General features: G+C 54.2%; 15 protein-coding genes. 13 read left to right on the top strand and 2 right to left on the bottom strand.

The genetic code is table 11. From position 1 onward, the window contains the following. Positions 1-21 precede the first annotated feature (21 nt). Entirely contained in the window at positions 22-1,926 is a 1,905-nt protein-coding gene (locus tag PGR10_RS19585; RefSeq protein ID WP_015703646.1) for an ABC transporter ATP-binding protein, read from the bottom strand. Positions 1,927-2,099: 173 nt separating this feature from the next. Here PGR10_RS19585 and kefG point away from each other — a divergent pair, with 173 nt between their 5' ends. From kefG to slyD, 4 genes are all read left to right on the top strand, one after another. Further along, positions 2,100-2,663: a glutathione-regulated potassium-efflux system ancillary protein KefG gene (gene kefG, locus PGR10_RS19580; RefSeq protein WP_015369408.1), complete on the top strand. Its 564-nt coding sequence runs from the start codon at positions 2,100-2,102 to the stop codon at positions 2,661-2,663. Then, on the top strand, positions 2,650-4,455 hold the full coding sequence (gene kefB, locus PGR10_RS19575) for a glutathione-regulated potassium-efflux system protein KefB (protein WP_087859085.1): 1,806 nt from the start codon (positions 2,650-2,652) through the stop codon (positions 4,453-4,455). The genes kefG and kefB overlap by 14 nt, the downstream gene beginning before the upstream one ends. 13 nt (positions 4,456-4,468) lie before the next feature. Beyond that, a complete protein-coding gene (locus tag PGR10_RS19570) occupies positions 4,469-4,669 on the top strand; it encodes a YheV family putative zinc ribbon protein (RefSeq protein ID WP_004106389.1) in 201 nt (66 codons plus the stop codon). Between the two features lie 94 nt (positions 4,670-4,763). Continuing rightward, positions 4,764-5,354 (top strand): peptidylprolyl isomerase, encoded by a 591-nt coding sequence (gene slyD / locus PGR10_RS19565; protein ID WP_015369410.1) that lies wholly within the window; start codon positions 4,764-4,766, stop codon positions 5,352-5,354. Positions 5,355-5,411: 57 nt separating this feature from the next. Here the strand turns inward: slyD and PGR10_RS19560 are convergent, their stop codons facing one another. Further along, complete coding sequence (locus PGR10_RS19560; protein ID WP_015369411.1) at positions 5,412-5,630, bottom strand: protein SlyX; 219 nt, start codon at positions 5,628-5,630, stop codon at positions 5,412-5,414. 221 nt (positions 5,631-5,851) lie between these two features. Here PGR10_RS19560 and fkpA point away from each other — a divergent pair, with 221 nt between their 5' ends. From fkpA to PGR10_RS19515, 9 genes are all read left to right on the top strand, one after another. Continuing rightward, a complete protein-coding gene (fkpA, locus tag PGR10_RS19555; protein ID WP_015369412.1) occupies positions 5,852-6,670 on the top strand; it encodes an FKBP-type peptidyl-prolyl cis-trans isomerase in 819 nt (272 codons plus the stop codon). Between the two features lie 166 nt (positions 6,671-6,836). Next, the gene (locus PGR10_RS19550; RefSeq protein WP_004868391.1) at positions 6,837-7,559 is read left to right on the top strand and encodes a helix-turn-helix transcriptional regulator; all 723 of its coding nucleotides are present in this window, start codon (positions 6,837-6,839) and stop codon (positions 7,557-7,559) included. Then, the gene (gene tusD, locus PGR10_RS19545; RefSeq protein WP_430918608.1) at positions 7,559-7,945 is read left to right on the top strand and encodes a sulfurtransferase complex subunit TusD; all 387 of its coding nucleotides are present in this window, start codon (positions 7,559-7,561) and stop codon (positions 7,943-7,945) included. The genes PGR10_RS19550 and tusD overlap by 1 nt, the downstream gene beginning before the upstream one ends. Next, the gene (tusC, locus tag PGR10_RS19540) at positions 7,945-8,304 is read left to right on the top strand and encodes a sulfurtransferase complex subunit TusC (protein ID WP_430923968.1); all 360 of its coding nucleotides are present in this window, start codon (positions 7,945-7,947) and stop codon (positions 8,302-8,304) included. Before tusD ends, tusC begins: the two co-directional genes overlap by 1 nt. 7 nt (positions 8,305-8,311) lie before the next feature. Further along, positions 8,312-8,599 carry a sulfurtransferase complex subunit TusB gene (gene tusB, locus PGR10_RS19535; RefSeq protein WP_087859087.1) on the top strand — a complete coding sequence of 96 codons (288 nt, stop codon included), beginning with the start codon at positions 8,312-8,314 and terminating at the stop codon, positions 8,597-8,599. A gap of 124 nt (positions 8,600-8,723) precedes the next feature. Then, entirely contained in the window at positions 8,724-9,098 is a 375-nt protein-coding gene (gene rpsL, locus PGR10_RS19530) for a 30S ribosomal protein S12 (protein ID WP_000246815.1), read from the top strand. A 95-nt stretch (positions 9,099-9,193) separates the two neighbouring features. Further along, a complete protein-coding gene (gene rpsG / locus PGR10_RS19525; RefSeq protein WP_015369416.1) occupies positions 9,194-9,664 on the top strand; it encodes a 30S ribosomal protein S7 in 471 nt (156 codons plus the stop codon). A 96-nt stretch (positions 9,665-9,760) separates the two neighbouring features. Beyond that, positions 9,761-11,875: an elongation factor G gene (fusA, locus tag PGR10_RS19520; RefSeq protein WP_015369417.1), complete on the top strand. Its 2,115-nt coding sequence runs from the start codon at positions 9,761-9,763 to the stop codon at positions 11,873-11,875. A 69-nt stretch (positions 11,876-11,944) separates the two neighbouring features. Beyond that, a partial coding sequence (locus PGR10_RS19515; protein WP_000031695.1) for a GTP-binding protein occupies positions 11,945-12,273 on the top strand: 329 nt, incomplete at its 3' end.

Genomic DNA, 12,273 nt, shown 5'->3' with positions numbered 1-12,273 from the left:
TTTTGTTGTCACTGTCTTGCATTAACCTTCCTGCAGCATCCGCTCCAGCTGTTCCTGCGCGTCCAGCCACGCCATTTCACACTCTTCGAGCCCTGATTTGGCGCTCGCCTGCTGCTGCAGGCACGCGGTTAATTCCGCTTTGCGCGAGGCGTCATATAACTCGCTGTCGCCCAGTTTCTCTTCCGCCTGCGCCAGCTGCGCGTTGAGTTTATCCATCTCTTTTTCCAGCCGGGCGATCTCTTTACGCAGCGGTTGCGTTTGCGTGCGCAGTTCGGCTTCGCGGCGTTTTTGATCCTTACGCGCCTGCGCGCTGTTGCCGTTATCCTTCGGCGCTTCAGAGGCCTGGTTTTCCTGCTTCTGCGAATCACTCAGCCACTGCTGATAATCTTCCAGATCGCCATCAAACGGCTCAACTTTACCGTCGTGTACGAGGTACAGATCGTCAGTAGTGGAGCGGATCAGGTGACGATCGTGCGAGACCACGACCAACGCCCCTTCGAAGTCGATCAGCGCTTCGGTTAAGGCCTGACGCATATCAAGATCAAGGTGGTTGGTCGGTTCATCGAGCAGCAGTAGGTTAGGGCGCTGCCAGACGATTAACGCCAGCACCAGGCGCGCTTTTTCACCGCCGGAGAAACGGCGGGTCTCTTCGCTGACTTTATCCCCCTGGAATCCAAAGCCGCCGAGGTAGTCGCGCAGTTTTTGTTCCAGCTCCTGCGGCGCCAGGCGGGCCAGATGCTGTATCGGCGACTCATCGGCGCGCAGGAATTCGAGCTGATGCTGGGCGAAGTAACCGAGCTTAATCCCTTTCGCCAGGCCAATTTCACCGGACAGCGGCTGTAACTCACCGGCCAGCAGCTTAATCAGCGTTGATTTACCGGCGCCGTTGCGCCCCAGCAGACCGATACGCGAACCGGGCACCAGGTTCAGCTTGATGGAGTCGAGAATAATCCGTTCGCCGTAGCCGGCGCTGACTTTTTCCATCTTGAGTAACGGGTTCGGCAGGCTTTCCGGCGCGCGGAAGCTGAAGTGGAACGGGTTATCGACGTGCGCCGGAGCGATAAGCTCCATGCGCTCAAGCATTTTGATACGGCTCTGTGCCTGCTTCGCTTTGGTGGCCTTGGCGCGGAAGCGGTCGATATAGCTCTGCAAGTGGGCTACGCGCTGCTGCTGGCTTTCATACATGGCCTGCTGCTGCGACAGACGGGTCGCGCGCTGGATTTCAAACGAGCTGTAGTTACCGGTGTATTCGAACATCGTTTGCTGTTCGATATGAATAATTTTATCGACGATCGGATCGAGGAAATCACGATCGTGGGAAATCAGGATCAGCGTACCGGTATAGCCTTTCAGCCACTTTTCCAGCCAGATCACCGCATCAAGATCGAGGTGGTTGGTCGGTTCGTCGAGCAGCAGCAGGTCGGAACGGCAGATCAGCGCCTGCGCGAGGTTTAAGCGCATACGCCAGCCGCCGGAGAAATCACTGACCGGCCGCTCAAGCTGCTCGTTACTGAAACCAAGGCCGTGTAGCAGGCTGGCGGCGCGGGAACGAATCGTCCAGGCGTCAATGGCATCCAGCTTACCGTGAACGGTAGCGATGGCGTGGCCGTCGTCGCGCTCATTGGCCTGCTGTAAATCGGCTTCCAGCTTGCGGAACTCGCGATCGCCATCAATAACATAATCAATAGCCGGTTGCGGCAGGGCCGGCGTTTCCTGATTAACCCACGCCAACTGCCAGTTGCTCGGGAAGGTCATGGAGCCGCCGTCGGCGCTTATCTCGTTTTTCAAAAGCGAAAGCAACGTAGATTTACCGCAGCCGTTTTTACCCACCAGACCGACCTTCTGGCCAGGATTGATGGTGGCGGTGGCGTTGTCCAGCAGGACGCGTACGCCGCGACGAATTTGTAACGAGGAGAAAACAATCATAAGGCGCCGTATGTTCAGACTATGTTAATTTGTCTTTATGATAATGTAGTGTGGAAGCGAAACGCTCCATAGGGCCGCAATGGTAGCCCAAAATGAAGACGATAGACAAAGTCATTCTGGTTGCGTCGAGACGCAGCCGCTTCGCAAGCCGCCAGATGACGTTCGGGAGGGGAATGATGTCTCAGACAGCGAAAGTGTTGCTGCTGTATGCCCACCCAGAATCTCAGGATTCCGTGGCCAACCGGGTTTTGCTTGAACCGGCCTTACAGTTGCCGAATGTCACCGTGCACGATCTTTATGCGCACTATCCAGATTTTTTTATTGATATCGCCCATGAGCAGGATCTCCTGCGTCAGCATCAGGTGATTGTTTTCCAGCATCCGCTGTATACGTGGAGCTGCCCGGCATTGTTGAAAGAGTGGCTGGACCGGGTGCTGAGCCGCGGCTTCGCCAGCGGCGCGGGAGGGAATCAACTGGCGGGAAAGTACTGGCGCAGCGTGATCACCACCGGCGAGCCGGAGAGCGCTTACCGCCGCGATGCTAACCGCTATCCGATGAACGATATTCTGCGCCCTTTTGAGTTAACGGCCGGCATGTGCCGCATGCACTGGCTGAGTCCGATTATTGTCTACTGGGCGCGCCGACAGCGGCCGGAAGATTTGCAAAGCCACGCCCGCGCGTATCGCGACTGGCTCGCGAATCCTGTTGCAACAGGAGGCGTCAATGGCGGGAGCTGATTTGCTATTAGCAGGGGTACTGTTTTTGTTTGCCGCCGTGGTGGCGGTACCGCTGGCGGCCCGGCTGGGCATTGGCGCCGTACTCGGTTACCTGCTGGCCGGGATTGCGATTGGCCCGTGGGGGCTTGGCTTTATTAGCGATGTGGATGAAATTCTCCATTTTTCCGAGCTGGGCGTTGTATTCCTGATGTTCATCATCGGCCTTGAGCTCAATCCGGCCAAACTGTGGCAACTGCGCAACTCGATATTCGGCGTCGGCGCGGCGCAGGTGTTGTTTAGCGCGGCGATCCTTGGCGGATTGCTGGTGGTCACCGGGTTTTCGTGGCAGGCGGCCGTGGTGGGCGGTATTGGGTTAGCAATGTCCTCTACCGCGATGGCGCTGCAGCTGATGCGCGAGAAGGGAATGAGCCGTAACGAATCCGGCCAGCTTGGATTTTCAGTACTGTTATTTCAGGATCTAGCGGTGATCCCGGCGCTGGCGCTGGTCCCGCTGCTCGCCGGACACGGCGACGATAACTTTAACTGGATGTCGGTAGGGATGAAGGTGCTGGCATTCGCCGGCATGCTGATTGGCGGTCGTTTTCTGCTGCGTCCGGTATTCCGTTTTATCGCCGGTTCCGGCGTGCGCGAGGTCTTCACCGCCGCCACGCTGCTGCTGGTGCTGGGCTCAGCGTTGTTTATGGATGCCCTGGGGCTGTCAATGGCGCTGGGGACGTTTATCGCGGGCGTGCTGCTGGCGGAAAGCGAATATCGCCACGAGCTGGAAATTGCTATTGAGCCGTTTAAAGGCTTGCTGCTGGGGCTATTTTTTATCTCCGTCGGCATGGCGCTGAATCTTGGCGTGCTGTACACCCATTTGCTGTGGGTCGCGCTAAGCGTTGCCGCGCTGGTGGCGGTTAAAGCGTTGGTGCTTTATGTATTGGCCCGGGTATACGGTTTGCGCAGCGCCGAGCGCACGCAGTTCGCCGGAGTATTAAGCCAGGGCGGCGAGTTCGCCTTTGTTCTCTTTTCCATGCCGGCTTCGCAGAAGCTGTTCCATAACGATCAAATGGCGCTGCTGCTGGTTACCGTAACCTTATCAATGATGACCACGCCGCTCCTGATGAAGGTCATTGATAAAGTGCTGTCGCGACGGCTTAACCCGGCGGAGGATACCGATGAGGCGCCGTGGGTCGAGGATGATAAGCCACAGGTGATTATCGTCGGCTTCGGGCGTTTTGGTCAGGTGATCGGGCGTCTGCTGATGGCTAATAAAATGCGTATTACCGTGCTTGAACGCGATATCAGCGCGGTCAACCTGATGCGCAAATATGGCTACAAAGTCTATTTCGGCGACGCGACGCAGCTTGAGCTACTGCGTTCGGCGGGGGCGGAAGAGGCGCAGTCGATTGTGATTACCTGCAACGAGCCGGAAGATACCATGAAGCTGGTGGAGATGTGCCAACAGCATTTTCCCCACCTGCATATTCTGGCCCGAGCGCGGGGGCGCGTAGAAGCGCATGAGTTATTACAGGCTGGCGTGACGCAGTTCTCGCGAGAAACCTTCTCCAGCGCCCTGGAATTGGGGCGCAAGGCGCTGGTGACTCTGGGAATGCATCCGCATCAGGCGCAGCGCGCGCAGTTGCACTTTCGACGCCTCGATATGCGAATGCTGCGCGAGTTAATGCCGGTGCATACTGATACTGTACAGATATCTCGCGTGCGGGAAGCCCGGCGCGAGCTGGAAGAGATTTTTGAGCGTGAAATGCAGAAAGAAAGCCGGCAGTTGGACGGCTGGGACGAGTTTGAATAGAAGGTAGAGCAAAATGGCGGTACGTAAACGTTTTATTGCCGGCGCAAAATGTCCGGCGTGCCAGGCGCAGGATTCACTGGCGATGTGGCGCGAGAATAATGTCGATATTGTTGAGTGCGTTAAGTGCGGACATCAGATGCGCGAGGCCGATAAAGAGGTCCGCGAACACGTTCGCAAAGAAGAGCAAGTGATCGGCATTTTTCATCCGGACTAGCGTTATCTGTCGCCTTTTTTTAAGCTAGAGGGTACACGGCTGCAGAATTCCGCTACAATCTGCGCCACTATTCTTCCCATGCTCAGGAGATATCATGAAAGTAGCAAAAGACCTGGTGGTCAGCCTGGCCTATCAGGTACGTACAGAAGACGGTGTGTTGGTTGATGAGTCTCCGGTGAGTGCGCCGCTGGACTACCTGCATGGTCACGGTTCCCTGATTTCCGGCCTGGAAAACGCATTAAACGGCCACGAAGTGGGCGATAAATTTGATGTCGAAGTCGGCGCGAATGACGCGTACGGCCAGTATGACGAAAACCTGGTTCAGCGCGTTCCTAAAGACGTCTTCATGGGCGTTGACGAACTGCAGGTTGGCATGCGCTTCCTGGCTGAAACCGACCAAGGTCCGGTACCGGTAGAAATCACTGAAGTCGGCGACGATTTCGTGGTGGTTGACGGCAACCACATGCTGGCTGGCCAGAATCTGAAGTTCAACGTAGAAGTTGTCGCCCTGCGCGAAGCCACTGCAGAAGAGCTGGAACACGGTCACGTACACGGCGCTCATGGCCACGATCACGATCATGACCACGGTCATGACGGCTGCTGTGGCGGCCACGGCCACGATCATGGTCACGACCATGAACATGGCAAAGGTGGTTGCGGTAACGGCGGTTGCGGTTGCCACTAATGGCGTCGCGTTCGCGCGAATAGCCAAAAAAGCGGGGAGACCCGCTTTTTTTACGTCTCAATAATGCGGAGGCGGCGTCTCTTCAGACTGTGACGCGATGTGCGACGGCTGTGTCGCTTTCAGTTTTTCGATCATCAAGCGCATATGTTCGCGCATTTTTGCCATTTCTATTTCATGCGCCGTGACGGTTTTGTTGAGGTCCTCGATGGTGATCTCCTGAAACGCCAGTCGGCTTTCCAGTTCCGCCAGACGCGTCTCCATTGTGCTATCGTTCATAGGTCGCCTCTTCTGTCTTGTTTGCGGGCGGATTCTACTCAAGTTTCCGCGTTAACGCAGCATCGTAACGTCAGAGAGGAAACTAATTCATACAAAAATAGTCTGAAATGAGGCGATATTCAGGTAGGTCCGTATGTAGATTTGTTCTGCAACGTTCTATAGTACGTTTTTTGCTTTTTATGATAACCCTGGGGTGAGATGCCCCGGCCCTGGAGAAATGGATGAAATCACTGTTTAAAGTAACGCTGCTGGCGACCACGATGGCCGTTGCCCTGAATGCACCGCTGACCTTTGCTGCCGATACCGCAGCGAAAGCTGCACCGGCGGCGGACAGCAAATCGGCATTTAAAAATGACGATCAAAAATCCGCTTATGCGCTGGGTGCATCCCTCGGCCGTTACATGGAAAACTCCCTGAAAGAACAAGAGAAGCTGGGTATCAAACTGGATAAAGACCAGCTGATCGCCGGCGTGCAGGATGCGTTTGCCGATAAGAGCAAACTGTCCGACAAAGAAATTGAAACCACTCTGCAGTCCTTTGAGACCCGCGTGAAAACCGCCGCTCAGCAGAAGATGGAAAAAGATGCGACCGAGAACGATGCTAAAGGCAAAGCGTTCCGTGACGCCTTCGCTAAAGAGAAGGGCGTGAAAACCTCTAAATCCGGCCTGATGTATAAAGTCGAGAAAGCCGGTACCGGCGATGCGCCGAAAGACAGCGATACCGTCGTGGTGAACTACAAAGGTACGCTGATCGACGGTAAAGAGTTCGATAACTCTTACACCCGCGGCGAGCCGCTCTCTTTCCGTCTTGATGGCGTTATCCCAGGCTGGACCGAAGGCCTGAAAAACATCAAAAAAGGCGGCAAAATCAAGCTGGTCATCCCACCGGATCTGGCTTACGGCAAAACTGGCGTTCCGGGTATCCCGGCTAACTCTACGCTGGTATTCGATGTAGAACTGCTGGACATCAAACCGGCTCCGAAGGCTGATGCTAAGCCAGAAGCCGCTGCCGAAGCACCGGCTGCAGACGCTAAGAAGTAATCTGCCATAAGCCGCCGCCTTCAGGGGCGGCGGCTTTTTTATTGGCAGCAGATATAATTAAAACTGGAAAATTCCTCAGGCGCTGTATTACTTTAGATAGCTTAATAATGATGATGAGCCTGCCCTGACGATAACGACAGGCTCCTGAAAAGGAGTGCTTTTTTACATGTCCAGGTCGCTTTTAACCAACGAAACCAGCGAGCTTGACCTGCTGGATCAACGTCCTTTCGACCAGACCGACTTCGATATCCTAAAATCCTATGAAGCGGTGGTGGACGGGTTAGCGATGCTCATTGGTTCCCATTGTGAAATCGTGCTGCACTCACTGCAGGATTTAAAATGCTCCGCTATTCGTATTGCTAACGGTGAACACACCGGCCGCCAAATTGGCTCGCCGATTACCGATCTGGCGTTACGTATGCTGCACGATATGACGGGAGCAGATAGCAGCGTATCGAAGTGCTATTTTACCCGCGCGAAAAGCGGCGTGCTGATGAAATCGGTGACTATCGCTATTCGCAACCGGGAACATCGGGTGATTGGTCTGCTGTGTATCAACATGAACCTTGATGTCCCGTTCTCGCAGATTATGAGCACCTTTATTCCACCGGAAACGCCGGAAGTGAACTCTCAGGTTAACTTTGCCTCGTCGGTGGATGATCTGGTGGCGCAAACGCTGGAGTTCACCATTGAAGAGGTGAATGCCGATCGCAACGTATCGAATAACGCGAAAAACCGCCAAATCGTGCTGAATCTATACGAGAAAGGCATCTTCGATATCAAAGATGCGATTAACCAGGTAGCCGATCGCCTGAATATCTCTAAACACACGGTGTACCTCTACATCCGCCAGTTTAAAAGCGGTGATTTCCAGGGGCTCGATAAGTAATGCGTTTTGCCATCACCGTAACCGGGCCTGCCTACGGTACTCAGCAGGCCAGTAGCGCGTGGCAGTTTGCGCAGGCGGTTATTAACGCAGGGCATGAACTGGCCTGCGTATTTTTCTATCGTGAAGGGGTCTACAACGCTAATCAGCTGACGGCCCCCGCCAGCGATGAGGTAGACCTGGTGCGTCACTGGCAGCGCCTGCATGATGAACATGCCGTTGCGCTGCACATTTGCGTGGCAGCCGCGCTACGTCGCGGCGTGACCGATGAACGCGAAGCGCAGCAGCTTGGCTTGCCGGCGCATAATCTGCAGCCGGGATTCACCTTAAGCGGGCTAGGCGCACTGGCTGAAGCGTTGTTAACCTGCGATAGAATGGTGCAGTTCTGATGAAACGCGTGGCTTTCGTATTTTCTTCCGCGCCGCACGGCAGCGCAGCTGGTAGGGAAGGGCTGGACGCCTTACTGGCGACCTCGGCCCTCACCGACGACCTCGGCGTCTTCTTTGTCGGCGACGGCGTGTTTCAGATTATCCCTGGCCAGCAGCCGGGAAAAATCCTCGCCCGTGATTATATCGCCACCTTCAAGCTGTTATCGCTGTATGACATCGAACAGTGCTGGTTATGCGCGGCGTCTGCCCGCGAACGCGGCCTGGCCGCCGATACGCCGTGGGTGGTGGATGTAGAAAGCCTCGAGCCAGAGTCGCTGCGCGCCCGGCTTGATGAGTTCAACGTGATTCTACGATTCTGAGGCCCAGATGCTCCACACTCTAAGCGTCTCTCCATGGCATGTCGATATCGACGCGATGCTGCGTCTGGTGAAGGCAGGCGACGATCTGCTCCTGCTCTCCGATGGCGTGGTCGCGGCGATTGACGGCGGCCGTTTCCTTGAAATCCTGCAATCCGCCCCCATAACCCTACATGCTCTGCAAGACGATATCGAAGCCCGCGGGCTGGCTGGTCAAATTGCGGACAGTGTCGTCAGGGTTGACTATACTGATTTCGTCAGTCTTACGGTCAAACATGAAGGTCAGTTGGCCTGGTAATGGCGGGATCGTTGTATATTTCTTGACACCTTTTCGGCACCGCCCTAAAATTCTGCGTCCTCATATTATATGAGGCGATTTATTACGTGTTTACGAAGCAAAAGCTAAAACCAGGAGCTATTTAATGGCAACAGTTAACCAGCTGGTACGCAAACCACGCGCGCGCAAAGTTGCAAAGAGCAACGTGCCGGCGCTGGAAGCCTGCCCGCAGAAACGTGGCGTATGTACTCGCGTATATACCACCACTCCTAAGAAACCGAACTCCGCACTGCGTAAAGTTTGCCGTGTGCGTCTGACTAACGGTTTCGAAGTCACCTCCTACATCGGTGGTGAAGGTCACAACCTGCAGGAGCACTCCGTGATCCTGATCCGTGGCGGTCGTGTTAAAGACCTTCCGGGTGTTCGTTACCACACCGTTCGTGGTGCGCTTGACTGCTCCGGCGTTAAAGACCGTAAGCAGGCTCGCTCCAAGTACGGCGTGAAGCGTCCTAAGGCTTAATGGTTCTCCGTTAAGTAAGGCCAAACGTTTTATATTAATGTCAAACTAAACTCTTTGAGTTTTGGACAATCCTGAATTAACAACGGAGTATTTCCATGCCACGTCGTCGCGTCATTGGTCAGCGTAAAATTCTGCCGGATCCGAAGTTCGGATCAGAACTGCTGGCTAAATTTGTAAATATCCTGATGGTAGATGGTAAAAAATCTACTGCAGAAACTATCGTATACAGCGCGCTGGAGACCCTGGCTCAGCGCTCTGGTAAAACTGAACTGGAAGCCTTCGAAGTTGCGCTCGAAAACGTGCGCCCGACTGTCGAAGTTAAGTCCCGCCGCGTAGGTGGTTCTACTTATCAGGTTCCAGTTGAAGTACGTCCGGTTCGTCGTAATGCCCTGGCAATGCGTTGGATCGTTGAAGCTGCTCGTAAACGCGGTGATAAATCCATGGCTCTGCGCCTGGCGAACGAACTCACTGACGCTGCAGACAACAAAGGTACTGCAGTTAAGAAACGTGAAGACGTTCACCGTATGGCCGAAGCCAACAAGGCGTTCGCACACTACCGTTGGTAATCCCTTCGGAGTCATAGTCACCAGGCGGGCGTTTCAGATGAGTCGCCCGCTCTGGATAACTTAACTGAACGCCTAAAGAAATAAACGAGGAATCAAATGGCTCGTACAACACCCATCGCACGCTACCGTAACATCGGTATCAGTGCGCACATCGACGCCGGTAAAACCACTACTACCGAACGTATTCTGTTCTACACCGGTGTAAACCACAAAATCGGTGAAGTTCATGACGGCGCCGCTACCATGGACTGGATGGAGCAGGAGCAGGAACGTGGTATCACCATCACTTCCGCTGCGACTACTGCATTCTGGTCTGGTATGGCTAAACAGTATGAACCGCACCGTGTAAACATCATCGACACCCCGGGGCACGTTGACTTCACTATCGAAGTAGAACGTTCCATGCGTGTTCTTGATGGTGCGGTAATGGTTTACTGCGCAGTTGGTGGTGTTCAGCCGCAGTCTGAAACCGTATGGCGTCAGGCAAACAAATATAAAGTTCCACGCATTGCGTTCGTTAACAAAATGGACCGCATGGGTGCGAACTTCCTGAAAGTTGTTGGTCAGATCAAAACCCGTCTGGGCGCGAACCCGGTTCCGCTGCAGCTGGCAATTGGTGCTGAAGAAGGTTTCACCGGTGTTGTTGACCTGGTGAAAATGAAAGCCATCAACTGGAACGAAGCTGATGCAGGCGTTACCTTCGAATACGAAGATATCCCGGCTGACATGCAGGAACTGGCTGACGAATGGCACCAGAACCTGATCGAGTCCGCTGCGGAAGCTTCCGAAGAGCTGATGGAAAAATACCTGGGTGGCGAAGAACTGACTGAAGAAGAGATCAAAAAAGCTCTGCGTCAGCGCGTTCTGAACAACGAAATCATCCTGGTAACCTGTGGTTCTGCGTTCAAGAACAAAGGTGTTCAGGCGATGCTGGATGCGGTAATTGATTACCTGCCATCCCCGATCGATGTTCCGGCAATCAACGGCATCCTGGACGACGGTAAAGATACCCCGGCTGAGCGTCACGCAAGCGACGAAGAGCCGTTCTCTGCACTGGCGTTCAAAATCGCTACCGACCCGTTCGTTGGTAACCTGACCTTCTTCCGTGTGTACTCCGGTGTGGTTAACTCTGGTGATACCGTACTGAACTCCGTGAAAGCTGCACGTGAGCGTTTCGGTCGTATCGTTCAGATGCACGCTAACAAACGTGAAGAGATCAAAGAAGTTCGCGCGGGCGATATCGCTGCCGCTATCGGTCTGAAAGACGTAACCACTGGTGACACCCTGTGTGACCCGGATGCGCCGATCATTCTGGAGCGTATGGAATTCCCTGAGCCGGTAATCTCCATCGCCGTTGAGCCGAAAACCAAAGCTGACCAGGAAAAAATGGGTCTGGCTCTGGGTCGTCTGGCTAAAGAAGACCCGTCATTCCGCGTATGGACTGACGAAGAGTCTAACCAGACCATCATCGCCGGTATGGGTGAACTGCACCTCGACATCATCGTTGACCGTATGAAGCGTGAATTCAACGTTGAAGCGAACGTCGGTAAACCTCAGGTTGCTTACCGCGAAGCGATTCGCCAGAAAGTTACCGATGTTGAAGGTAAACACGCCAAGCAGTCTGGTGGTCGTGGTCAGTACGGTCACGTTGTGATCGACATGTACCCGCTGGAGCCGGGCTCTAACCCGAAAGGTTACGAGTTCATCAACGACATTAAAGGTGGTGTAATCCCTGGCGAATACATCCCGGCCGTTGATAAAGGCATCCAGGAACAGCTGAAAGCTGGTCCGCTGGCTGGCTACCCGGTAGTTGATATGGGTATCCGTCTGCACTTCGGTTCTTACCACGACGTTGACTCCTCTGAGCTGGCGTTTAAACTGGCCGCTTCTATCGCCTTTAAAGAAGGCTTTAAGAAAGCGAAACCAGTTCTGCTTGAGCCGATCATGAAGGTTGAAGTAGAAACTCCGGAAGAGAACACCGGTGACGTAATCGGTGACTTGAGCCGTCGTCGCGGCATGCTGCGCGGTCAAGAATCTGAAGTAACTGGCGTTAAGATCCACGCTGAAGTTCCGCTGTCTGAAATGTTCGGATATGCAACTCAGCTGCGTTCTCTGACCAAAGGTCGTGCATCATACACCATGGAATTCCTGAAGTATGATGATGCGCCGAACAACGTTGCTCAGGCCGTTATTGAAGCCCGTGGTAAATAATCCACAGGATTAAAACCTAAGTCCCGTGCTCTCTCCTCAGGGGAGAGCACTATAGTAAGGAATATAGCCGTGTCTAAAGAAAAATTTGAACGTACAAAACCGCACGTCAACGTTGGTACTATCGGCCACGTCGACCATGGTAAAACTACTCTGACCGCTGCAATCACCACCGTACTGGCTAAAACCTACGGCGGTGCTGCTCGCGCATTCGACCAGATCGATAACGCGCCGGAAGAAAAAGCTCGTGGTATCACCATCAACACTTCCCACGTTGAATATGACACCCCGACTCGCCACTACGCACACGTAGACTGCCCGGGCCACGCCGACTATGTTAAAAACATGATCACCGGTGCTGCTCAGATGGATGGCGCGATCCTGGTTGTTGCTGCGACTGA

Source organism: Klebsiella sp. 141198, assembly GCF_050600785.1.
GTDB lineage: Bacteria > Pseudomonadota > Gammaproteobacteria > Enterobacterales > Enterobacteriaceae > Klebsiella > Klebsiella aerogenes.
Note: the sequence above shows the minus strand (reverse complement) of the source record. Positions and strands in the feature narration are given on the sequence as shown.